This window comes from Actinoplanes aureus, from assembly GCF_015704865.1.
Lineage (GTDB): Bacteria > Actinomycetota > Actinomycetes > Mycobacteriales > Micromonosporaceae > Actinoplanes > Actinoplanes aureus.
In genome coordinates, this window is sequence record NZ_JADQTO010000035.1 from 73,115 (window position 1) to 95,485 (window position 22,371).

The 22,371-nt window shown below is 68.8% G+C and carries 23 protein-coding genes; 20 read left to right on the plus strand and 3 right to left on the minus strand.

Annotated elements, in window-relative coordinates:
- Positions 1-92 precede the first annotated feature (92 nt).
- The 10 genes from I4J89_RS43030 to I4J89_RS43075 all read left to right on the plus strand — a co-directional run bounded on the left by I4J89_RS43030 (position 93) and on the right by I4J89_RS43075 (position 7,343).
- Complete coding sequence (locus I4J89_RS43030; protein WP_196419990.1) at positions 93-947, plus strand: hypothetical protein; 855 nt, start codon at positions 93-95, stop codon at positions 945-947.
- On the plus strand, positions 928-1,461 hold the full coding sequence (locus tag I4J89_RS43035) for a hypothetical protein (RefSeq protein WP_196419991.1): 534 nt from the start codon (positions 928-930) through the stop codon (positions 1,459-1,461). Before I4J89_RS43030 ends, I4J89_RS43035 begins: the two co-directional genes overlap by 20 nt.
- A 290-nt stretch (positions 1,462-1,751) precedes the next feature.
- Positions 1,752-2,270 carry a hypothetical protein gene (locus I4J89_RS43040; RefSeq protein ID WP_196419992.1) on the plus strand — a complete coding sequence of 173 codons (519 nt, stop codon included), beginning with the start codon at positions 1,752-1,754 and terminating at the stop codon, positions 2,268-2,270.
- A gap of 335 nt (positions 2,271-2,605) precedes the next feature.
- Positions 2,606-3,178 (plus strand): RNA polymerase sigma factor, encoded by a 573-nt coding sequence (locus I4J89_RS43045; protein ID WP_196419993.1) that lies wholly within the window; start codon positions 2,606-2,608, stop codon positions 3,176-3,178.
- A 97-nt stretch (positions 3,179-3,275) separates the two neighbouring features.
- A complete protein-coding gene (locus I4J89_RS43050) occupies positions 3,276-3,623 on the plus strand; it encodes a histone-like nucleoid-structuring protein Lsr2 (protein WP_196419994.1) in 348 nt (115 codons plus the stop codon).
- 307 nt (positions 3,624-3,930) lie between these two features.
- A complete protein-coding gene (locus I4J89_RS43055) occupies positions 3,931-4,674 on the plus strand; it encodes a hypothetical protein (protein WP_196419995.1) in 744 nt (247 codons plus the stop codon).
- Between the two features lie 106 nt (positions 4,675-4,780).
- Positions 4,781-5,662 carry a MarR family winged helix-turn-helix transcriptional regulator gene (locus I4J89_RS43060; RefSeq protein WP_196419996.1) on the plus strand — a complete coding sequence of 294 codons (882 nt, stop codon included), beginning with the start codon at positions 4,781-4,783 and terminating at the stop codon, positions 5,660-5,662.
- Positions 5,663-5,750: 88 nt separating this feature from the next.
- Positions 5,751-6,440 carry a GGDEF domain-containing protein gene (locus I4J89_RS43065; RefSeq protein WP_230860574.1) on the plus strand — a complete coding sequence of 230 codons (690 nt, stop codon included), beginning with the start codon at positions 5,751-5,753 and terminating at the stop codon, positions 6,438-6,440.
- Positions 6,441-6,579: 139 nt separating this feature from the next.
- Positions 6,580-7,176: a hypothetical protein gene (locus tag I4J89_RS43070; RefSeq protein WP_196419997.1), complete on the plus strand. Its 597-nt coding sequence runs from the start codon at positions 6,580-6,582 to the stop codon at positions 7,174-7,176.
- Positions 7,173-7,343, plus strand: coding sequence for a hypothetical protein (locus I4J89_RS43075; RefSeq protein ID WP_196419998.1), 171 nt, complete (start codon positions 7,173-7,175; stop codon positions 7,341-7,343). The genes I4J89_RS43070 and I4J89_RS43075 overlap by 4 nt, the downstream gene beginning before the upstream one ends.
- Positions 7,344-7,412: 69 nt before the next feature.
- Here I4J89_RS43075 and I4J89_RS43080 read toward each other — a convergent pair whose 3' ends face one another.
- Complete coding sequence (locus I4J89_RS43080) at positions 7,413-8,402, minus strand: phosphotransferase family protein (protein WP_230860575.1); 990 nt, start codon at positions 8,400-8,402, stop codon at positions 7,413-7,415.
- A 104-nt stretch (positions 8,403-8,506) separates the two neighbouring features.
- Here I4J89_RS43080 and I4J89_RS43085 point away from each other — a divergent pair, with 104 nt between their 5' ends.
- From I4J89_RS43085 to I4J89_RS43120, 9 genes are all read left to right on the plus strand, one after another.
- Entirely contained in the window at positions 8,507-9,157 is a 651-nt protein-coding gene (locus I4J89_RS43085; RefSeq protein ID WP_230860576.1) for a hypothetical protein, read from the plus strand.
- Positions 9,158-9,278: 121 nt separating this feature from the next.
- The gene (locus I4J89_RS43090) at positions 9,279-10,340 is read left to right on the plus strand and encodes an NlpC/P60 family protein (protein WP_196419999.1); all 1,062 of its coding nucleotides are present in this window, start codon (positions 9,279-9,281) and stop codon (positions 10,338-10,340) included.
- 267 nt (positions 10,341-10,607) lie between these two features.
- The gene (locus tag I4J89_RS43095; RefSeq protein WP_196420000.1) at positions 10,608-11,030 is read left to right on the plus strand and encodes an NUDIX hydrolase; all 423 of its coding nucleotides are present in this window, start codon (positions 10,608-10,610) and stop codon (positions 11,028-11,030) included.
- A 417-nt stretch (positions 11,031-11,447) separates the two neighbouring features.
- A complete protein-coding gene (locus tag I4J89_RS50465; protein WP_230860577.1) occupies positions 11,448-12,122 on the plus strand; it encodes an AAA family ATPase in 675 nt (224 codons plus the stop codon).
- The gene (locus I4J89_RS50470) at positions 12,107-12,559 is read left to right on the plus strand and encodes a hypothetical protein (RefSeq protein WP_230860578.1); all 453 of its coding nucleotides are present in this window, start codon (positions 12,107-12,109) and stop codon (positions 12,557-12,559) included. Before I4J89_RS50465 ends, I4J89_RS50470 begins: the two co-directional genes overlap by 16 nt.
- 25 nt (positions 12,560-12,584) lie before the next feature.
- Positions 12,585-14,192: a VWA domain-containing protein gene (locus I4J89_RS43105; RefSeq protein WP_196420001.1), complete on the plus strand. Its 1,608-nt coding sequence runs from the start codon at positions 12,585-12,587 to the stop codon at positions 14,190-14,192.
- A 215-nt stretch (positions 14,193-14,407) separates the two neighbouring features.
- On the plus strand, positions 14,408-14,902 hold the full coding sequence (locus I4J89_RS43110) for a DUF4262 domain-containing protein (protein ID WP_196420002.1): 495 nt from the start codon (positions 14,408-14,410) through the stop codon (positions 14,900-14,902).
- Positions 14,903-15,698: 796 nt separating this feature from the next.
- Positions 15,699-16,862, plus strand: coding sequence for an IS110 family RNA-guided transposase (locus tag I4J89_RS43115; RefSeq protein ID WP_196420003.1), 1,164 nt, complete (start codon positions 15,699-15,701; stop codon positions 16,860-16,862).
- Positions 16,863-18,578: 1,716 nt separating this feature from the next.
- Positions 18,579-18,842 (plus strand): hypothetical protein, encoded by a 264-nt coding sequence (locus I4J89_RS43120; protein WP_196420004.1) that lies wholly within the window; start codon positions 18,579-18,581, stop codon positions 18,840-18,842.
- A 149-nt stretch (positions 18,843-18,991) separates the two neighbouring features.
- Here the strand turns inward: I4J89_RS43120 and I4J89_RS43125 are convergent, their stop codons facing one another.
- Positions 18,992-19,354 (minus strand): hypothetical protein, encoded by a 363-nt coding sequence (locus I4J89_RS43125; RefSeq protein WP_230860579.1) that lies wholly within the window; start codon positions 19,352-19,354, stop codon positions 18,992-18,994.
- Positions 19,355-19,415: 61 nt separating this feature from the next.
- The gene (locus I4J89_RS43130; RefSeq protein ID WP_230860587.1) at positions 19,416-20,621 is read right to left on the minus strand and encodes an IS256 family transposase; all 1,206 of its coding nucleotides are present in this window, start codon (positions 20,619-20,621) and stop codon (positions 19,416-19,418) included.
- Between the two features lie 51 nt (positions 20,622-20,672).
- On the opposite strand from I4J89_RS43130, the gene I4J89_RS43135 reads away from it, so the two are divergent.
- Entirely contained in the window at positions 20,673-21,968 is a 1,296-nt protein-coding gene (locus I4J89_RS43135) for an IS110 family RNA-guided transposase (RefSeq protein WP_230860580.1), read from the plus strand.
- The last annotated feature ends 403 nt before the right edge of the window (positions 21,969-22,371 follow it).

Here is a 22,371-nt window from a genome sequence, read left to right on the forward strand (position 1 = left end):
AGCCCCGTCTACCGCAGCCCTCGCCCAGCGGCGGCTGCTCACGAGCCCGCATCTTCCGCTTCATCCGCAACGACACTTGGAGGTTTGATCCCATGTCGCATCGATTGTGGTTTCGGCTCGATGAAGTCGTGCCGCTGGCCGAGCACGCCATGCACTGCCTCGGCCACGAACCGGCCGCCGGCGCCCCGGACGACTTGGGCCCGGCCGGACCGGCGCTGATCTGGACGAGCACCGCCTCGCTCGACCTGCTCACGTCCACCGGCCTGCCGACCTGGTACGGCCGCAACGGCACCCCGCACGCCGCCGAGGCGCAGGCGTGGCGCGACCCGCACGGCCGTTACCAGACCGCCGGCCGCGACGGCTACACCACCGCCTGCTTGCCGCTGACCAGCGACTCCGGAATACCCGGCCCGGTCATCCACCTGCTGCGTTCCAGGGTGAGCCGTGGGAAGGGCTGGCTCACCCTGGACATCGACCCCGCCGACCCGCACCTGATGGACGCCTACCGGGTGCACGTGGTGTCCGACCGCGACGACCTCGTCCTGGACGGCGCCGTCTGGCGCCCCGGCCTGGTGACCTGCCCGCAGGTCGCCGACCGCACCTACTGGGGCCTGGTCGCCGACCACACCACCAACGGCGGTGACCTGATAGTCCGCTTTACCCGCGGCATCGTCGAACAGATCGCCGACGACCTGCAAGCCCGGCACGCTGCTGCGAAACCGGCCGGCGCGGCCCCGCCCGGCCCGGCCCACCCGGGACTTGGCTTTGACGGTGACGTCTTGGCCGTGTACCGGCTCGATCCCGGCCACGTGCAGCCGCACCGCACCACCGACCACCTCACCCCCGACAGCGACAACCGCTACCCGCTCGGCGCCTACGTGTGGCCGTGGCGGTACGCCACCGAGCCGACGACGGGAGGTGCCGGGCATGGGCGCCATGGCATTTGACCAGTACGCCGAGGGCGCCGACCCGGCAGCGGCCTTCGAGTCCGCGCGAGGGCAGGCTCTGCACGAGCACGGCCACGGCGGCTACACCGGCAGCCTCGCGGAGAAGGACGACTACGTCATCGTCACCCAGCAGCCGATGACCGAGACCGAAGCGACGGTCCTGGCCGGTGACCTGATGGATCGCGATGATCCGCGCATCATCGACAAATGGGGACCGGCCGGAGCCATCCCCGTCAAAGCCGAGACCCGCACCGTCGAGGTGCCGGATCTGCCACAACCAGGACGCGGCGTCAGCCTGCAGGGCGCTGACCTCGACACGGTCGTCCAGATCTGCCGCCACCGGCACCTGCTCACCGCCGACGAAACCGTCGCCACCGCCTGGTGGACCTCCTCGGTCGGGCGCGGAACACCGCCGACGGGCTCCGCCCGGCTGACCGTGCAGCGCAGCCCGGCGGCGCTCGCCGTGCAAACCCAGCCCGACGGCTGGCTGTTCTTCGGCTGGGCCAGTAGCTGACCGGCTCCACAGGCTGAAGCAACAGCGGGCGGCACCGGAGCGTCAAGCCGCTGGAGCCTGCTGCCCTTTCACCGCTGACCGAGCAGCCACCTGGCCGCTACCCGACGGCCGCGCGCGAGCCTCGCGCAAACCCCTTGGTGCAGCGGCATCGCTGTGCCCGGATCCCCTCTTGCGCCTCCGGCGACAACACGTTACGGCGAAGCGGCTCCCTGCCCCGTTCCGGCGCAGCCCTACTCGCAGTCACAGCCCGGCAGTCAGCCGCAACCACCACGAAAAGGAGAGCACAGTCCGTGAAACCCCCAACGATTCATCTGCCGCACAGCGGCCTCACCGCCCCCGACACCAGATACACGGTGACCTCCTATAAGGAGCACCAGACCTACGACGGTGTCACCTTCACCGCCACCCTGCGGCACAACGGAAAGATCATCGGCCGCATCGAGAACGACGGCCGAGGCGGTCCCGACATCTTCTCCCCGAACACCGCCGGCGGCATGCGCGAGCAGCGCGACGCCCTGGAAGCGTTCGCCGCCCGCTGTACCGACGCGCGTGGCGTCACCCCCGACGTGGAGCTGCTGCTCGGTGACTTGGTCACCGAGTACCAGACCAGCCGCGCGATCGCCCGCGCCGCCAAACGCGGCAACACCCTGCTGCGCCTACTGCAGGACCACGAATCCGGCGACGGCCCGATGGGCTGGGCCTCCGAAGCTGCCACCACCGAGACCTCGCCGGCATGGGCCGCCGACCGCGAGCGGCTGCGCGCCCACCTGCTCGGCGACCCGGAGCTCGCCCCGCACGCCCTCGCGTAGTGGCAGATCTGGGACGCCGACGCGAGTCGCTGGATCGACGTGACCGACCGCCCCGCTCACCTGCCCAGCGATCGCCACTGAGAGCAGGCGAACGGGTCGTGGGCCGGTGGGTCCGCACGTGGTGACGGCGTCGTCCCGCCGCGGGCCGCGTGTTCCCGCTGACGGCAGCCCGCCTGCCGCGAGGCGAATGACGTAGGCCCGAATCCTCGTCTGACCCGCACCACCGTCTGACCCGCACGACCTGGCCATTGCCCGGCCACCCCGCGCGACCCGCGCACCCCGGGCACGGCCGTACGGCCGTGCCCGGGTTTCTCCGTCACCACGGAAGGAACCCGATGACATCCACCATCTCGCACCGCCCGCCGGTCGAGGCGGACCCCGCCCTGCTGGCCCGCCTGCACCAGGGCGACAGCGCCGCGTTCGCCGAGCTGTACCAGCACACCGCGGACCGGCTGACCCGCTTCGTCGCCGCCCGGCTACGCGACCGCGGCCTGGTCGACGACGTGGTCCAGGAAGCGTTCTGCACCGCCTTGGCCGAGCCGCACCGGATCAGCGCCAACCTGATCGGCTCCATGCTGCGGCTGGCCGCCCGCGCGGTGACCGCGCAGTCCTGGTCGCAGCGGCGATACCTGCGTGCCGCCTACACCGTCTACGAGGACCGCACCGCAGCACCGCAACCGGCGGTGACCGCCGCCTTGCTGCACGGGCCCGGGTTTCGCCACGCGCTCGCCCGGCTCACCCCAGCCCAGCGCAAGGCGGTGCAGCTGCTCTACCTCGACGGCTACCCCCGCGACCACGCCGCGCGGCTGATGCACCGCAGCGTCGCCGCCGTGACCTGGCTCGAACGCGAAGGGCTGCGCAAGCTGCACGCCGCATACACGTCACACACGTCCCCCGCTGCCCGCTGACGCCAGCCGGCTGGACAGGACACCGTCACACCGAGCGCCCGTGCGGGCCGCGTGTAGCCGGCGGCCTGCGACAACAACCCGTAAGGAGAAGAAACCCGTGGTAACCCGTATCCAACGCATCGTCGAGGACGATTTCGACCACAGTACCGAGCAGGTCGGCACCTACCGGTTCGCCCTCGAAGGCCTCGAGTACGAGATCGACCTCGCCGGGCACAACCTCGAGCGGCTGCGCGCCGCGATGCGCCCGTTCATCGCCGCCGGCCGGAGGCTACCGAAAAGCTCAACCGGCAGAACCGGCCGTGCACCGGGAGCGAAGACCGACCCTGGCATCCGGCAGTGGTGGCGTGACCACCAGGTCGACCTTGGCCTGCCGGAGTACAACGCACGCGGCGCCATCCCGAACCAGGTGAAAGCCGCCTTCCGCGACCACACCACCCAGCCCTAACCGGCAGACGCTGCCGGCCAGGCGTCGGCAAGCCTTCGCGGACTGCCGCCGCAGCAATCCCCGACTGCCTATCCCCCTCCCTACGGCCGATGCCCGGCCCCGGCGCGCCCGCCGCACGCCACCTCCCCTTGTTCCGGGCGCGGCCAGACGGCCGTGCCCGGAACTCCCTCACACCCGCCTTGGTGAAGGAGACCGACCATGGCACCTGCGAACCCCACCCGCCGACCAGCCGGCAGACAGGCACATCGCCGCCGCTAGTGGGGCCAGCCGCATCTGGTTCCACCTCGACGACGTCATCCCGCTCGCGGTGCACGCCGCCAGCACCCCGAGCCACGGGTTCACCAGCGCCCAACTGCTGGCCCGGGCCCCGCTGCTGCCCGCCCTGATCGGGGAAGCGACCCTCGACGGGGACCGCCTGACCTCCAACGGGCAGCCCGGCTGGTTCGACGCCGACGGCAACGCGCATGCGGCGCGCGGACGTACCTGGGTCGACCGGCAGTACGGAACCGTCGCCACCGCGTTCGACAAGGTCGGCTATCTGCCGGTGCGCGGTCTGCCCGGCAGCACCTTCCACCTCGTCGACTGGCTGCAACAGGCGGCCGTGAGCGGGGCGCACTGGCTCAGCATCGACTTCACCCACCGACGCCAGGTAATCCGTCCGAGCCAACTCGCCGTCAGCGACCAGCGCGGCGACCTCTACCCGCCGGACGCGACCTGGGCCGAGGCGAGCGTGGCGTGCATACCGGCGACCGGCAGCGGCCGCTATCCGGCGTTGGTCGCAGCCGGCTACGCCAGCAACCACGGCGGTGTTCTCGCCCGTTTCGACCGGGACACCGCCGCCCGGATGGTGGACGACCTGCACCGCGCGCGAGGCCACCAGCCCGGCTTCCACGCCGTACTGCGCTGGGCGGGCGACCGCATCGAGGTCTACACCGAGAACCCCGACGGCCTCACCGGTCTGCGCCGCTACGACGTGGTCGGCCCGGACCCCGACGGCCGGTATCCCATCGGCGCGTACCTGTGGCCCTGGTTGTGCATGGACAACCTGTGAAGCCTCCCGCACCGGACACCGGACACGCATCCGACTTGATCAATCCCTTCTTCGAAGGGTGGATCAGTGCACCCCTCACCAGCCAACCGACCAGAAGGGAATAGTGATGACCGACGAATCCCGCGACCTGACCACCGGTGAGTCCGACCAGGCCGAGCCGGCGAACAGCAACTTCGCCGTCCTGGCCGCGATCGCGGAACTCGGCTTGGGCGCCACCCCCGCCGCCATCGCCAAGAAGGTCGGGATCGCCTACTCCACGGTGAACCCGAAGCTGCGCGCCTGGGAAACCGCCGGGCTGGCCGAACGGTTCCGGCACGACACCGGCCAGACGCTGTGGCGGCTGACCGACGCGGGCCGGGCCAGCACCGCCACCCCGCCCCAATTCGCCGACGCCGCAACGCCCCCTCAACCGGCCCCGGCGGACTCCCGCGAGATCACCGACGGCGGCGACGCCGACGAGACGACTCCCGTCGCTGCGCCCGCTCCCGCAGACAGCGACACGGCCACCCCTGAGCCGGTCACGGCCGACGCTGTCGGCGGCGACGCCGAAGCCGCCGTCGGCGGCGGCGAGGAGCGCGGCAGCGACAACGCCGCCGCGACCACTGCCGGCGCCACCGCGCAGCGGCCGAACCATCCCGGCACTGAGCCCGCCCCGGCGACGCCCGCACCCGATGAGACGGCCGAACCCCCGCGCGGCCAGCACGCTGGTAGCGGCACGCCGACGGGGGCTGCGCCGGCCAAGCGCAAACGCCCCAAGGGAGCGTTGAAGGCCAGTGCGCTGGCCATTCTGCAGGCCAACCCGGGCAGCGAGTACACGATCGACCAGCTGAAGAAGCTGATCGACCAGGCCGACGCGGGCACCGGCTACCCGGCGGCCAGCCACGGCGCCGTCTCCAACGCCCTCGACACCCTCGAACGAGACGGCGAGGCCGCGAAAGTCGACGACCGCAAGGCGGCGACCTTCACGCTCGCCCCCACGACTGACTGAAACCCGACCTGTCAGGCAGCCCGGGACGGGCGTCAGTCGTGGCCCGACACGCCCGTCCAGGTGCTCCTTGCTGCAAAGGAGCAACCCATTGTCCCCTGTTTGGATAATGATCTTCACCGCGCTCGGTGGTGTCCTGGCCGGCTTCGCCCTCGCCGGGGCACTGCTGTACCGGCACCTCGGCCATCTCGACGCCGCCCGCCGCCAGATCGCTACGGAGCAGCGACGCGCCGCCAACGCCGAACGGCTTGCCCGCCGCGACGACACCACCGGCCTGCCCAACCGGCGTGCCTTCCTCGAACACCTCGAGCAGGCACTCGCCGCCGACACCCCCGTCGGGGTGGTGATGCTCGACCTAGACGACTTCAAGACCGTCAACGACACCTTCAGCCACGAGACCGGCAACGACCTGCTCACCGCCGTCGGCATGCGCCTGGCCGACCTGCGCACACCGGTCCAGCTCGCCGCCCGCCTCTCCGGCGACGAATTCGCGCTGCTCGTCACCGGCGACGCCGAACAGACCCGCGCCTGCGCCCGCGCCGCCTGGCGGGCAATCACCAGCACACCAATCCCGATCGGTGACCGCACTGACTGGCGCATCAAGGCAAGCGTCGGCTACACCACCGACGGCGCCACACCCCGCGACCTGCTGCGCCACGCCGACGCGGCGATGTACCAGGCCAAACAAGCCGGCGGCGGAGTGTGCGACCGGACAGCAGCCACCGATGCGTGGCCGAAACCGCCAGGACACGGCCGCTGCCGCGACGCCCACCGCCGCTGACCGCCAGCGCACTCCACCCGAACTCGCGCAGGGCTCGCGTCCGCCAGCAACACGGGACGCGAGCCCCGCCTTGTCGGTCGGTCCGCTCATCAGGGCGGCGTCCCCGCCTTCCCGTCACCGAACTTTGGGAGTCCTTCGCGTGCTATCCCTCGACACGGTTCACGCCCTCGTCGACCACCTGATGCAACTCGACACCGCGCAGTCCTCGCTCATGCGTGGCCTGGGCACGATCGCGGTGGTCCACGACTATCCACTGCGGCACGGCACACCCGACCTGCGAGGCATGCGCCTGTTGCAGCTGCCGCTACTCACCGACCACCGCCGCCACCAGACGCTGCCAGCCGCCCTGCACGCGATCGCCGACTCGCTGGCCCCTGCGATAGCGGCACCGGACCTTGCACCGGCGCCGACCGAGCTGGCTTTGGATCCGTTCGATCTCGCCGTCCTTCGGCAGCGGGTGCACCGATCGGACCCAGGCCTGAGGCTGTTGGCTTGGGCGGTCTGCTACGACGACCTGCTCACCGACACCGACACCGACACCGACACCGACACCCTCACCCGAGTACGCCGCGTCGAGGCCCTCGACGTCGACGGGCGCGTCTACCAGCTCAGCCACACCGCACGCGAAGCCCACCCGGTGGTGCTGGTCGACGAGCAACCCAACCCGGTCGACCTGCCCGCCGCCTACCCGGGGCTCGCACGGCTCGCCGCAGCGTGCGACCACCCGCCGACTTGACCTCTATCGCCACCAACACCCGGGAGCGACTCGACGAGGCGCATCGGATGCAAAGGCTCGGCGAAGTCGCCGCGCTCGAGGAGAGTCTGCGGCACATCGAGGGAAAGAAGGGGCAAGCCGATCGGCTGCGCCGGCGAGCCGAATCCGGACCCGCCGGCCTGGGCTGACAGTCTTCTCGCGGTCGAGGGGTGCTCTGGCCGGGTGACGTGTCGGAATCGGTGCCGGGCGGCCGTCGCCTACAGGCGAATGCCCAGGCGCCGACCCAGCCAGGCGAGGGTAGGGACCGCTTGCTGGAGCTGCATCCTCCGCAAGGCGGGAGGGCCGGGCAGGTGGCCGTCCCGCCAGGCGCGTCCAGCCAGACCTGCCAGTGCCGCATTGACCGCATGCGGGTCGGCGTCCGCCCAGCAAGAGCGGCGCAATACGGCCTCGGGATCATGACCGCTCACGGCCATGTCCGGAGCCAGGCGAACCAGGTCCATCCACCCCGGCCCGGTCCACGCATGTGTCCAGTCCACCACCCACAGCCGCAGCCCGTCGTCAGCGGCATACCTGATGACGTTGTCCCGCCGGAGGTCCCCGTGCTGCATCGCATCACCCGGACCCAACGCGGGAAACCACTGTTCCTCGAGTTCGGCCAGCAGATCCACCGCGATCGGCACCGGCAGTTCGATGTCGCGCAGATGCGCCACCGTGGAGGCGTCACCTCCCGGACGGCGCGCCAGGGACCGCCAGGCGCCCAGCATCGGAGCGAACGCGTCCGCATATCGGATCGTCCCCGGCAGAGGCGGGCCTGCCAGCCGTTTCTGGATTACGGCCAGGACGTCCAGCATCGCGGCGACCGCCGACTCGTCCCACTGCGCGGCAGTGGATCCCGGAACGTGCTCATAGACGGCTACGACCCAGCCCTCGGGTTCTTCCGCCGTGAGCAACCGTGGCGACAAGTCCCCGATGAGCGGCGCCAACTGCACACCGGTGCGCACGGCCTCACCAAGACCGCCGCCGGTTGGCGCAGCCTTGACGAACACTGACCGGCCAGATCCACCGGTCACGGCAGATGCGATCGACGGAGTGAACCCCGCAGCGGCCGGCCGTTCGAACTGCACCGACTCGCCCAGCGCTTCCTCTACGACAGCACGGACCTGCCGCGGCGCCTCAGCCAGTCGGGGGCGCACCACATCACCTCCGGCCATCGGATTCGCCAATCTATGCGGACCGCTAACGATCATGTCGGCACCATCCTGTCGCCCGCCAGCTCCATCAGACCAACGCTTTCCGGCACCAATTCGTGGTCGGGGCGCCTCCGCAGACCCGTACTGCATTGATGATCTTCATGATGCGGAGAAAAGGCCCCGACGGCGCGCCCCTGCTGCACGGCGAGAAGGTCGCCGTCCTCGCCCGCGGAACCCGCCCTTCCGACACCCCCGACACCCAAGTCGCGGCCACGCCGACCCCGTCCGGGGCGGCGTGGCCCGCAGCCATGCCCGCCGACCAGCAGGCCAACCGCAAACCTGACGCGATCGAGGAGAGAACAACCGTGAGCACCCACAACTACGTCGGCATCCACGACCCCGACCAGCCCGGACAGGTCCGGCTGCGCTACGTCCACAGCGACGGCTACCCCCACTACATGATCCCCACCCTGCGCAAGATCTGGGCCGGGGCCGCCGCCGGTGACACCCCCCGGCTGGCCACCCTTCTGCTCGCCCACGACTGGGACTACCTCGACCCGGAAACCACCGATGACAGCACCTCGACGCCGCCGCTGGCCGGTGAGCAGCTGATCCCCGGCGTCGGCATGACCCTGGCCGCCACCGGCGGCGACGGCCAGGTCCTGCCGCCCGAACCGGTCACCGTCGTCGCGCTGACCGCCACCGGCGACCTGGACGCCCACTGGATCTACCTGATCGACCCCGGCACCGACACGCTCACGGTGCACACCAGCGGCGGCGACGCCGTCGGCACCGAGCCGCTCGCGTCATGAGCCGCCACCTCGTGGCCGGCCCCGCACCCGGATCGGCCACGAGGTGGGCCTCCGCAGCGGTGGACCAGCGGCCACCCCGGTCCGGTCGGACACCGGCACACCAAACTGGAGGTGACCGGTGATGATCTCGCGTGCCATCGTCGGGATCGCGGTCGCGGTCGCCGCCGTGCTGCTGGGCTGCTCCGGCCTGCTGCTCGGCGGCGGCGGCGGCGCGTCGGCGAACTGCCTGCCCGCCGCGGATGCGTCGCTGACCGGCTCCAGCGCTTCGGTGAGCGGCGGTGCGAGAGCCGCGCCCGGGCCGATCGGAGAGTGGAACGCCGAGCAAGTCGCGAACGCGGCGGTCATCGTTGCGGTCGGCCAGCGCCTGCAGGTCCCGGCCCGCGGTCAGGTGATCGTGGTGGCCACCGCCATGCAGGAATCCTCGCTGGTCAACCTGGCTGGCGGGGACCGCGACTCGGTCGGGCTGTTCCAGCAGCGCCCGAGCCAGGGCTGGGGCACGCCGGCGCAGTTGCAGGACCCGCAGTACGCGGCGACGAAGTTCTACACCAAGCTGCTAGCCGTCCCCGGCTGGCAGACGATGACCCTGGCGCAGGCCGCGCAGGCGGTGCAGATCAGCGCCTATCCGCAGGCCTACGCGAAGTGGGAGCCGGATGCCGTCCAGCTGGTCGGCGCTGTAGGTTCCGCGCTCGGATTAGCAATTCCGTTCGATCTTGAGCAGTGTCTGAGCACTTGTGTCGTGATTACGGCTGCGGATTCCGGTAGCTGTGTTGACGCTGCCACGGTTTTCGGTCGGGCGCAATCGTGGTTGACCGCCTGGTCGGATGGCCCGGTTCCGTACCTGTCCAGCGGTGACCCTGCGGATTGGTTTCAGGGCTACCGGCGGGACTGCTCCGGTTACGTGTCGATGGCCCTCGGACTGGAGGGGCCGGGGTTGAACACGTCAGGGCTGGCGGCGCGTTCCACCATCATTTCGAAATCCGCGTTGAGGCCGGGCGATCTGTTGATCAATACAGCGCCGAATCTGCGCGGGCACGTGGTGTTGTTCGAGCGGTGGGCGGATGCGTCGATGACGCGCTATTACGGCTACGAGCAGACCGGGAGCGGGGATACGCAGCATCGGGCTATTCCGTATCCGTACTTCGGTGACTACCCGATGAATCCTTACCGATTCGGTTCGGCATGATGACCGCCGGCAGCGAAGCCCCCGGGGCGCAGAAGGCGACGGGACGCGATGCCACCGCCGCCAAGTGGGCAGCGATCGCGGGCAGCAACTGGGCCCGATATGCCGCAACCCACAGACTCCACCGCGGACCCCAACGCTGATCCACCGGCACGCTGCTATTCGCCAACTCCGAAAAACCCTCCGCCACTCTCCCGCCGAGACCCGAGCACTCGATCATGCCGGGACCGGTAAGCCGGCCCGCAGACGCGATCCTGGAATGATCTCGCCATGGCCACCTATGAAGTTGCGTTGGTGCTTCTCGTCGACTCCTCGGGAGCGGTACTGATGCAGCATCGCGATGATCGAACCTCGGCCTCTCCGAACCAGTGGAGCCTGCCCGGCGGCCATGTCGAGCCAGGTGAGACGCCCGAACAGGCAGCGCATCGAGAGTTGCTCGAAGAGACGGGCCTGGCGGCGGGGGAGCTGAATCCGCTATGGAGTGGCCCTCGTCCGTACGAGGCGGGCTTCCCGCACACGGTGACCGTGCACGTTTTCCATGGCACGACCGACGCTTCGCAGCAGGACGTGGTAGTCGGCGAAGGGCGCGCAATGGTGTTTGTCCCACAGGAAAAGGTTCTTGACCGGGACCTGGCCGTGACGACTGCTGCGGTCCTGCCGCTCTATCTCGACAGCACTGAAGATGCGCACTGATCTTCCGCGATCCGTGTCGGCGGCGCCCTTCGCCCGGTGACAGATCGTGAACGCCGGATGGTGAGGCGTCGCCTACCGCTGATCTTGAAGTACCAACAGACGTTTGAAACCGGCGCAGCTCCTCCGCGGGCTGGGAGCCGGTGGCGGCTCTTCGGCTTCACCGAAGTCGAGCCGCCGTCCAAGCCCTCCTCCTGACCGACTCTCTACCGACCACTTCCCGGCCCACCGGCCTCGCCGAACGCTCGGCGGGCACCGGTGACCACGATCGATCCATCGACCGGGTGTAGCGCCCCACGTCCTCGATCTGCGTGATCGAGGCGTCCAGGGCGATCCACCCGTCTCCGCCGTGCGGCTACAGGCCTGCGCACCCGGAGACGGGTGCACAGGCCTGTCCGCCTTCTCGGAAAGGCCGAAGCTTTGACGACACCCAACACTTCGTCCAACCCTGCGTCTGCCACCGGTAGATCCGGCTATCTGTACCGCAAGGTCGCCCTTTACCTACGTGATCATCCCGACCGTCCACACAAGGTCGGCGAGATCACCAAAGCCATCGACGCGCCCTCGACCGGCGCCGTGTTCGAAGTCGGCAAGAAGATGGCGGCCGCCGGGCACGCCACCCACCACACCAACCCGCACCGATTCCAGATCACCCAGGCCGGTATTGACGCCGCCGGCAGCCTCCTGCCTGCCGCAGGCAGGCCGCGCAGCGGATCCGGGCGCCGCCGCGCCGGGAAGCCGACACCGGTCACCCGCCCCAGCGGCCAGACCTACTACCCGCGCCGGCTCGGCGGCGACTGGGACATCGAGGTCCTGCACAAGCTGCGCAAACAGCAGGTCCCGGTGCTGCTGTACGGGCCGCCGGGCACCGGCAAGACCGCGATGCTGGAAGCCGCCTTCGACGACCTGCTCACCATTGCGGGCACGGGCGACACGATCGTCGACGACTTCCTCGGCTCCTACGCGCCGCTGCCCGGCGGCGGCTACGACTTCGTCTACGGCCCGCTCGTACAGGCCATGCGCGAGGGCCGGGCGCTGCTGGTCGACGACGCCACCCTCATCCCACCCGGGTCCTGGCGGTGCTGTACCCGGTGATGGACGGCCGCGGCAAGGTCACCGTCACCACCCCGCATGGCACCGAGATCGTCGAAGCCGTCGACGGGTTCTACGTGTGCGGCGGCCACAACCCCGGCGTGCACGGAGCCGTCCTCACCGAAGCCCTCGGCAGCCGATTCACGGTGCAGATCGAAGTCACCACCGACTGGGACCTGGCCCGCGAACTCAAAGTGCCCAAGGCCGTCGTCGACGCGGCGATCGACCTCAACGCCGAACTGAGCGCCGGCCGGATCGGCTGGGCGCCGCAACTACGCGAGCTGCTGGGCTTCGTCAAGGTCAAAGACACCCTCGGCATGGCCGCCGCCCTGTCGAACCTGGCCGGCATCGCCCCCGACGACTGCCGCACCGAGGTCACGACCGCGTTGTCGCGGCACACCGGCAAGCCGATCACCCCCCTCACCCTCGGCAAACGCTGACCCACCCGTGTGAAGGAGGCACCTGATGTCGCAGTCGAACAAACACCGCCGCCCCGGCAAACCGAAAACCCCCGCCGCCCCCGACGACGACTGGCAACCCTGGTCCGACGCCTGGACCAAACACGTCCCCACGCTGACCGGCCGCACCGACCTGCACGTGTTCGTCGCCCCCGGCGCCGGCGGCGGCTCCCCGGAATGCTTCTACCCCGCGCTGCGGCGCATCGAAGTCGACGCCGACTACATCGCCGACACACCGCAGATCGCCGACCCCCGCAAAGCCGGCCACAAGAGGATCGTGCCCACCGGCTACGGGCTGCTCGTCCACGGCGCCGCGCACGCCGCCCATAGCCGGTGGACCACACCGCCCGGCACGAGGCCGATCCTCGCCGAGGTCGCCGATCTCCTGGAGGAGTCCCGCGCCGAAGGCCGGCAACGCGGCCGGCGTCGCACCGACCGCCGCTGGCTGCGTCACACCGTCAACACCATCCTGATCGACGCCAGGACCGCCCCGGTCGACGACCTCTGGCATGCCGGCGTCCTCGCCGCGCTGCTGCTGGCACGCGTCGATGCCCGCATCCTCACCAGCAAAGACGTCCGCGGCATCCGGGCCGCCGTCACCGCGGTCCTCGGCCGTCCGCGACTACGCCGGCTGCGCGAGGTGTGGAAGCAAGCGCACCTGGTCGACGACACCGACGCCTCCTCGATGATCGAACTGGCGCGCCGGTGGTGCGAGATCCTCGGCATCGACCCGAACCGGCACCGCAAGATCCCTACCGCCGACGCGGGCGAGTTCCCGGGCCGCCTCGAGCAGGCCCTGGCAGACTTCCTTGCCGCCGCCGTCGGCCTCACTCCCACCGACTACCGGGCAACGATCCTCAACCGGCGCCACCAGGCGCCCGGCGACTGGCCATCCACCCCGCCCACCGCCGAGCAGCATGCCGCCGCCCGCCAGCTCGCCGACCGCATCCGGCGAGCCCGCATCCGCAACCCCGAAACCGTCCGACGCGGTGCCGTGCTGCCGCCCGGCCGGCTGCGCACCCGGCACGCGATCGCCGCCGACGCCCAAATAGCTGCCGGCCAGACCCCGACCGCGCAGCCATGGCAGCACCGCACCCAGCAGCCGCCGCCGAAACCGACCCTGCACCTCGCGGTCCTGGCCGACCTGTCCGGCTCCATGCGCACCTACGCGGCCGAACTGTCGTCCGCGGCGTGGATCTTCGCGCACGCCGCTCACCGCGGCCAGGCAGTCACCACCACCATCGGCTTCGGCGAGCGCACCACCCTGCTGGTGCCACCGAACAGCCGCCCCAGCCAAGTGCTGCACATGCAACCCGAAGGCGGTACCTACACCTTCTGCGACGCCGTGAAACTCGCCGACCAGATGCTCGAGCTGCGGCACGGCCGCACCCTGCGGCTGCTCGCCGTCGTGTCCGACGGCGATCTCGCCGACAAACCCGCCGCGCAGAAACTGATCACCACCCTGCACCGGGCCGGCTGCGCCGTGCTGTGGCTGCACCCCGCCGAGCTGGACAGCCATACCTTCACCAGCACCACCACGATCACCGTCGCGGACCCCGTCGACGCCGTCGTCCGCATCGCCGACGCCGCCGTCACCGCCATCGAGAACGCCTGACCCCGTGCCGCCGGGGCCGAACAAAGCGACAGCAGGCGACAACCGTCACCTTCCACGCCTGGGCCTGAACTACGGGCCGCCCCTGGCAGGCAGACCCGCGTCGCCGCCATACCAGCCCGCTGAAGCGCTGCCAGAGGCACGGCGCCGCTTCCAGCGCCGCGACCGCAATGGCAATGCCACGACGCCGGAACAACTCTCGAAGGAGATTGCCTCTCATGCCGAGCATCGACGAATTCCTGCAGGAGCAGGTCAAGATCATCGACCGGGTCGGCTGGTCCGTCGTGCACGTCGTCCCTACCTCTGACGACCCGCCCACCGCTGTTTCGTTCTCCTACACCGTCGGACTCACCGCCCACGATCACCCGGAGCTGCTCGTCGCCGGCCTGCCCGCCGAGCTCGCGCACGGACTGCTCAACGACCTCGCGCGCCGCGTGTACGACAAAGCCGCACGGTTCTCCCACGGCGAGCTCATCGGCGACGTCCTCGTCGGCTACGACGCGATCATCGTCGACGGTCCGCCGAACGACGACCTGCATCCCGGCGCGGCGTTCGCCGTTTACGGTCGCGACAAGGTGCGCCTGCACCAACTGGTCTGGCCCGACGAACAGGGCCGATTCCCCTGGGAGACGGGCTACGGATACCCGCCGCACGCGCAGCCGCTGATCGCACACCCGCAAACTTTGCCACCCGAAGAGCAGAGGAACCGATGACGCCGTAACCCGTCTGCGCGCCGACCGGCATCGTCACGATCGAGCCGCTCCCGGTGAGCAGGCCTCCGGGCGCGTACGCGATAGCCGGTGCGCAGCTCAAGGCCGTCGCGGGGTAGAAGGTGACCCTGGTCTGTGCGGCGCGTCGCCTGCGGATCCTGGAACACCTCGAGATGTCCCGTTCGACGAAGAGCTCCGATCCCTCACCGCAGGGCACTTCGTCGCCGACGAGCCCGTCGGCCCTGACCGGTTCGCCGAGCAGCAGCGCGGCTGACGGGGCAAGACGGCAGGTCCACCGCCGGTGGTCCGGACGGTTGCGCCCGCATACGCAGGACGAGCAGCTGCGCTGTACTCGTGGTCCGGGCGCCGCAACGCCCGGACCACGAGTACGAAACCGAGGGCTTTTACTCGTTGGGAGTAGGTGTCGGTGTACGGGTCCCATGCAGAGCCAGGTACGCCAGGCCCCATAGAGGTAGAAACGCCTGGCGCTCCGATCCTGCGGTGACTGCCGACCCGACGATCTCTTCCGCATCTCACGCTTAGTTAATGGCATGGTCGCCCGGCGCTCGGATCGCGGCTTACCTATTGAGTGATTGCACGACCGCAGCCCGGCCAGGTTGGGTCGAGGTGACCGGTGGAGTCGCTCTCATCGCGGCTGCCCACCGCAGTTTGGTGTGGCTCTCATCTGGCGTGCGCCCCACCGGTCACCGCGGCGGCGAGAGGCTCCAGAGGGGACTGCCCAGCTCAAGGTAGCGCTGCCCTCCCGTCGACAACCGATGTCGGATTTGGGGAGGGCACGATGGCTGAGGTCATCATCGGCGTGGACCCACACAAGCGTTCCGCCACCATCGAAATCATCAACGCCCGGGAGAAGACTGTCGGGCAGGGCCGGTTCGGCACCGACCGTGACGGCTACCAGGCCATGCTCGCCGCCGGCCGCCAGCACAAGGACCGCCTCTGGGCGGTCGAGGGCTGCAATGGCATCGGCCGCCACGTCGCCCAGCGCCTGGTCGCCGACGGTGAGACCGTCGTCGATGTGCCCGCGAAGCTGTCCGCCCGCGCGCGGGTGTTCGCCACTGGTCAGGGCCGCAAGACCGACCCCGTCGATGCCCGCAGCGTCGCCGTAGTCGCCCTGCGCACCGAAGGCCTGCGCCAGGTCGTCACCGACGACACCACGGTCGCGTTACGGCTGCTGGTCGACCGCCGTGACCAGCTCGGCCGCGCCCGCACCGACGTGGTCTCCCGCTTACATCACCTGCTGCTCGAGTTGGTGGCTGGCGGCGCGAAGAAAGATCTGTCCGCCCAGCAGGCCCGCGCTCTGCTCAACACCGTGCGTCCCCGTGACGTGGCCGGCAAGACCCGCCGCTGGCTCGCCTCGGAACTGATCCACGAACTCGTCGTCATCGACAAGAAGATCAAAACCGCGAAACAGGAACTCACCGAGCTGGTCAACACCACCGGCAGCAAGCTGATGGAGCTGACCGGCATCGGACCGTCCGGCGCCGCCCGGCTGCTCGGCGACATCGGCGACATCGCCCGCTTCGCCAGCCGCGCCCACTTCGCCTCCTGGAACGGCACCGCACCGATCGACGCCTCATCCGGCGAGCAGACCCGGCACCGCCTATCGCGCGCCGGGAACCGGCGCATCAACCGGGCGCTGCACATCATGGCCATCGTCCAACTGCGCCGAGACACCGAAGGCCGCCGCTACTACCGGCGCCGGCTCGCGGCCGGCAAGACCCCGATGGAGGCCCTACGCGCATTGAAACGGCGTCTGTCCGACATCGTCTACCGGCGGATGGTCGCCGACGCCAAGCTGCTCCAGACGGGCCCGGGAGGACACGTGGGGGCGACTCTGCAATCCAGCGCGGCCGACCCAAACCCCAGGATCGACACTTCGGAGAAGTCACTTCCCGGACCCGCCGGATCCCACCTTAGAGCACCAATCTCCGCCACCCATTGACAGAGAGGGGTGCCAGAAGCGCGCACCTGAACTTGTCGGGGCCGCAGGTGAGCGAGTCCCTCAGCCAGCGTCGCTCGAGACCGCGTCAAGACCTTAATCTGGCCAGCTCGACGGTTCAAGAATGCAGGGGGAGCCACCGAATATCTTCGTCGTACCGCTATCGGGCAACCGTTCATGTTTTGATTCTCGCCGCATGCCGACGTTTACCCTTGAAAATTCTGAGATCCCGCCGATGGAACGAGCTTCCTGGTACCTACCAGCCGTGCCATTGAAGCTGATATCGACGAAGCCATGGGTTTCTAGATACCGACGTGCCTGATCGAACCACGCATCGCTAGTCGCAAGGGGCACTTCTCCAAGGTAGTAATAGAACGTAATCTTGGTCTGCCCATCCGAGTCTCCGTCGAGTCCATCGCAAGACCCTACGTAGGGGCCGTGGCTTGGGCTGGGCAACGGAGGCCGGGGATCCAGGCTTCCGGCGAATGCAGTGACCGCATCCCCGACCATGGTTAAGCCATTGGCGTAGGTGATACGAGACCTGGCCTCGCACCCGAGGAGAGTCGCGACTAATCCCATTGCCACTATCCCAGCACCTTTGCGAACAACCGCGCGCCTCAAGGATGACGATGGTCGGGAAGCGATGTCGTGGTCGTCGCTGTCGCGTCTACCCATAGAGCCATGGTGCACCGTTGATCGCGGCGCCGGCCGGGGTACACGGCAACCGGTTGCAGCTCCTGCCCGCTCCCGCTTCGGTGCCGCCGCAGTATTTAAGCTCTCGATCAGGCGCCCCTTCTCGGCTAGATCCGCGAGTTCGGCTGACCGGCACGTGTGTACGCAGCGTGACGGCGAACAGTAGCCGACGCGCTGTGACAGCGGCAAATCAGGCCATTGGCCGGTTGGCGTCGCGGATTGTGAGCGAACCGCTCCCCTCCTTCTCTGCCACAGGAGATGATTTCGCCACGAACGCGGAGTCCTGCCACCAGCCGCCGCGAGCGAAGGGGATGCATGTTTAGGCAAGCGGACTCAGGATCAAGCAGCCGATCGGCCGGGGGTTCCCGTCGGACTTGGATGTTCGGCTTTCTGGGATCGCTGCCTCAGGTTCTCCTTGCGATGCTGCTACTCCTACAGAGCCAGGGCTTGTCTGGCAGCGACGCGAAGATGCAGTCGCAACTCGGGCTTTTTGCCGCCGCCGTGTTTCTCTTCTGGTCGCTGGCCGGGTGCGGGCTACTGGCTCTCTGGAGCCGCGCGAGGGCGCTTGCCGCAGCTCTTGGGTGGGGAGCAATGGCCGGATTCGCGTTAGCGGTTGTCGTCGCTCTCGCAGCTTGATCACCGTCTGTAAATGACCGGTGTCTCGACGGCGGTCTCGGCGTGATCGGATGCACTCAACTCGGCACGAGCGCGTATATCCAGCTGGTGTGGGATGTCGGTGGCCTGGTGCGAACGGCGCCCCACCGCCTTGAGGCCGGAGCTCTCTGGCGGGTCCTGGCCGCTTCGGACGTTGGGGGGCCGGCGCCCGTAACCCGGAGACGTGACCGTCGTTGTTGGCCTCATGGGGAACGAAGATCGCGAGTACATCTGCCGGGAATGTTCGCGCAAGGTAACTGACGTGCGCATGGTGCCGGGTGAGCCCACGCAAAGCGCCTTCTCGTCGGGCGGAACCAGGCATGACCTGGTCCCGGTCGGCATCTGCGAGAAGCATGGCGAGGTGCGGGCGCGATGATGGACGAACGCTGGCGTGAGATCGACAGCGCTTTGCTGCTTTGGATGCAGGCGGCGACGGCTGGTCTGGCCAACAGGAATCCGCAGGCGATTGGCGGTGCGGTGATGGGCGACAACGATGTGCTGGGGCATGCACGGTTGCTTGAGCGGTTGGTCCAGACATACCCGCAGGTGCACGAGTCGCTGTTGGCGAAAGTTGCCAACTACGAGGACATCGTGCGGGTGGCGCAGGAGGTACTGGGCGAGGCTTCTCGGCGGTAGCCGCTGCACCTCACGCGCCGATCGGGCACCCCGAGCGCTGGATAGAAATCGATAACGGCCACCCTTCGGGTAGGACACGGTTCGCGGCGCCGCACCAAACCTGCGACGCCCTCACATCGGCATTATGCAGGTAATCCTTGTCAAGTTGATCATGATGCTTGTTGGTCCAGGCCGTTCAGGAGTCGGGTGAACAGGTCGGCGCGGTGGGTCTGGTCGTGTTCGGCGGCGTGGTCGTGCTGGGCTTGCAGGGTGGGCCGGAACTCGATGCTGGTCTGGAAGAAGGTGCAGGTTTCGCAGATGGCTTCGAAGGCGCAGTCGAGTTCGGGTGGGCGGGTGCAGTAGCCGTTGCCGAGCAGGCGGTGGTGCTCACGGCGTAGCCGTGCCATGCGGGGGCCGATGATGTCCGCGGGTAGCGGTTTTCCTTGCTGGTAAAGGGATTCGACTTTCTCGGTGACGGCGAAGTATTCGTCGGCGACGGTGCGGTTGGCGATTTTGGCGTAGCGCAGGGTCATGTCGAGGCTGCGGTGGCCGGGGTCTGTCCAGTTAACGGCTGATCTTGGTTGTTGAACGGGGTCAGTGGGCGGCCGGGGTCAGCCGGCCTTCGAAGGCGATCTGGAACGCGTTCAGGGGTGCTTTCCAGCGCATGGTCCACCGGCGGCGGCCGGCGCCGGTGGGGTCCAGACTCATCAACGCCAGGTAGACGCATTTGAGTGCGGCCTGCTCGTTCGGGAAGTGACCGCGTGCCCGGACGGCCTTGCGGATGCGGGCGTTGACGCTCTCGATCGCGTTTGTGCTGCAGATGACCTTGCGGATTTCCACGTCGAAGGCGAGGAACGGCACGAACTCGGCCCAGGCGTCGGACCACAGCTTCACGATCGCCGGATACTTTCTGCCCCAGGCCTCGGCGAACTCCATGAACCGCTCGGTCGCGGCGTCCTCGGTCGCCGCGGTGTAGACCGGCTTGAGCGCTCGGGCAATCTTGTCCCAGTCCTGCCGCGCTGCGTAGCGAAACGAGTTACGCAGCAGATGTACCACACACGTTTGCACGATCGTGCGGGGCCAGACCGCCTCCACCGCCTGCGGCAGGCCCTTCAACCCGTCGCAGACCAGCATCAGCACGTCGGCGACGCCCCTGTTCTTCAGCTCGGTGAGCACGTGCAGCCAGTGCTTGGCGCCCTCACCGCCGTCACCGGCCCACATGCCCAGGATGTCGCGGTGCCCGTCGACGGTGACCGCCAAGGCGAGGTAGATCGGCCGGTTCGCGACCTGACCGTCCCGAATCTTCACGTTCACGGCGTCGATGAACACCACCGGGTAGACCGGGTCCAGGGGCCGGTTCTGCCACTCGGCCATGCCCTCGATCACCTTGTCGGTGATCGTGGAAATGGTCTGCTTGGACACCTCGGTGCCATACACCTCGGCCAAGTGAGCAGCGATCTCGCCGTGGGTCAGACCGCGGGCCGACAGCGACAGCACCAGCTCGTCCACGCCGGTCAGCCGGCGTTGCCGCTTGCGCACGATCTGCGGCTCGAACGTGCCGGCCACATCGCGCGGCACCCGCACCTCGACCGGGCCGACATCGGTCAGCACCGTCTTGGCGCGGTGTCCGTTGCGGGAGTTGCCGCTGCCGCGGCCCTCGGGATCGTGCTTGTCATAGCCGACATGGTCGGTGATCTCACCCTCGAGCGCAGACTCGAGGACCCGTTTGGTCAGCTTCTGCAGCAGCCCACCCTCACCGGTCAGCTTCAGCCCGTCACTACGGGCCCGGTCGACCAGCATCGCGATCAACTGCTCGTCGGTGGCCGAGCTGGCCAACTCACCGGCACGGTCTTGCTCGACGATCGGCTCGGTCGTCATCGTGGCGCATCTCCTCAAGATCGAGATCCGCCGTATTTGTACAGTCCCCAAAGTAGCGCTGCCCTCCCGCCGACACACGTGTCGGGACCAGGGAGGGAGTTGCTGGTGGCTCGGGTCATCATCGGGGTGGATCCGCACAAGCGGTCCGCGACCATCGAGGTCATCAACGAGCGGGAGCAGACGATCGGGCAGGGGCGCTTCGGCACCGACACCGACGGCTACAAGGCGATGCTCGCCACCGGCCGCCGGCACAAAGACCGCGAATGGGCGGTCGAGGGTTGCAACGGCATCGGCCGGCACGTCGCGCAACGCCTGGTCGCCGACGGCGAAACCGTCGTGGACGTGCCCGCGAAGCTGTCCGCACGAGCCCGGGTGTTCGCCATCGGGCAAGGCCGCAAAACCGACCCAGTCGACGCCCGCAGCGTCGCCGTGGTCGCCCTGCGCACCCCGGACCTACGGCGGGTGCAGACCGACGACACCACCGTCGCGTTGCGGCTGCTGGTCGACCGCCGTGACCAGCTGGGCCGCGCCCGCACCGACGTGGTCAACCGGCTGCACACGCTGCTGCTCGAGCTCATTCCCGGTGGCGCGAAGAAGGCCTTGTCCGCCCAGCAGGCCCGCGCCTTGCTGGCCAGCGTGCGCCCACGTGACGTGGTCGGCAAGACCCGCCGCTGGCTAGCGTCGGAGCTGATCCACGAACTCGCCGTCCTCGACAAGAAGATCAAGATCGCCAAACAGGAACTCACCGAACTGGTCGCCAGCACCGGCAGCCGGCTGCTGGAGCTGCCCGGCATCGGCCCGTCCGGCGCCGCCCGGCTGCTCGGCGACGCCGGTGACATCCGCCGCTTCGCCAGCCGCGCGCACTTCGCCTCCTGGAACGGCACCGCCCCGCTCGACGCGTCCTCCGGCGACAACAACCGCCACCGCCTCTCGCGCGCCGGCAACCGACGCATCAACCGTGCCCTGCACATCATGGCCATCGTCCAACTGCGCCACGACACTGAAGGCCGCCGCTACTACCGGCGCCGGCTTGCCGAAGGCAAACCACCGATGGAAGCGCTGCGCGCTCTGAAACGCCGGCTGTCCGACGTCGTCTACCGGCAGATGCTCGCCGACGCCAAACAGCTAGAAACGGGCCCGGGAGGACACACGGGAGCGACTCTGACATCCAGCGCGGCCGACCCAATCCCCATGATCGGCACTTCGGACAAGTCACTTCCCGGACCCGCCGAACCACAGCCTAAAACACCCCACATGATCAGCACTTGACAGAGAGGGGTGCCAGATCAGTGCGCGGCTGTCCGTTGACCCGCGGTGGATCGACCTTCTCATCGTCAGTTGCCTCCGAGTATTCCTAGGCGCGGATCGAGGACGCTCAGATTTACATTCTGCCGACCTTCGAACGTACGCCTTCATCGTTTCACTGTCCGAGTCTGGCCTGCGTCTCGCGCCAAGGCCGGCCAGCTCCAGCAAGACCAGGTTTCTTCGCTGACAGGGCGTCTCGAGGCCGGCCAGCGAATTGATCATGCATCGTCGGATACAGAGAGCGAACTACCGTTCGATCGAGCAACTGAGTGCTGCGCTTCAGCTCGTTATACGGCCCTCGGCGGTATCGACCACAAAGCAGGCGCAGTCCAGGATCTCCAGGAGCGCGGCCCGGACCCGCCGGATC

What these genes read in the sequence shown, in the direction of transcription:
- I4J89_RS43030 (WP_196419990.1), top strand. Translation starts at nt 93, where the DNA reads ATGTCGCATCGATTGTGGTTTCGGCTCGATGAAGTCGTGCCGCTGGCC.
- I4J89_RS43035 (WP_196419991.1), top strand. Translation starts at nt 928, where the DNA reads ATGGGCGCCATGGCATTTGACCAGTACGCCGAGGGCGCCGACCCGGCA.
- I4J89_RS43045 (WP_196419993.1), top strand. Translation starts at nt 2,606, where the DNA reads ATGACATCCACCATCTCGCACCGCCCGCCGGTCGAGGCGGACCCCGCC.
- I4J89_RS43060 (WP_196419996.1), top strand. Translation starts at nt 4,781, where the DNA reads ATGACCGACGAATCCCGCGACCTGACCACCGGTGAGTCCGACCAGGCC.
- I4J89_RS43080 (WP_230860575.1), bottom strand. Translation starts at nt 8,402, where the DNA reads ATGATCGTTAGCGGTCCGCATAGATTGGCGAATCCGATGGCCGGAGGT.
- I4J89_RS43085 (WP_230860576.1), top strand. Translation starts at nt 8,507, where the DNA reads ATGATGCGGAGAAAAGGCCCCGACGGCGCGCCCCTGCTGCACGGCGAG.
- I4J89_RS43090 (WP_196419999.1), top strand. Translation starts at nt 9,279, where the DNA reads ATGATCTCGCGTGCCATCGTCGGGATCGCGGTCGCGGTCGCCGCCGTG.
- I4J89_RS43095 (WP_196420000.1), top strand. Translation starts at nt 10,608, where the DNA reads ATGGCCACCTATGAAGTTGCGTTGGTGCTTCTCGTCGACTCCTCGGGA.
- I4J89_RS43105 (WP_196420001.1), top strand. Translation starts at nt 12,585, where the DNA reads ATGTCGCAGTCGAACAAACACCGCCGCCCCGGCAAACCGAAAACCCCC.
- I4J89_RS43110 (WP_196420002.1), top strand. Translation starts at nt 14,408, where the DNA reads ATGCCGAGCATCGACGAATTCCTGCAGGAGCAGGTCAAGATCATCGAC.
- I4J89_RS43115 (WP_196420003.1), top strand. Translation starts at nt 15,699, where the DNA reads ATGGCTGAGGTCATCATCGGCGTGGACCCACACAAGCGTTCCGCCACC.
- I4J89_RS43120 (WP_196420004.1), top strand. Translation starts at nt 18,579, where the DNA reads ATGATGGACGAACGCTGGCGTGAGATCGACAGCGCTTTGCTGCTTTGG.
- I4J89_RS43125 (WP_230860579.1), bottom strand. Translation starts at nt 19,354, where the DNA reads ATGACCCTGCGCTACGCCAAAATCGCCAACCGCACCGTCGCCGACGAA.
- I4J89_RS43130 (WP_230860587.1), bottom strand. Translation starts at nt 20,621, where the DNA reads ATGCTGGTCGACCGGGCCCGTAGTGACGGGCTGAAGCTGACCGGTGAG.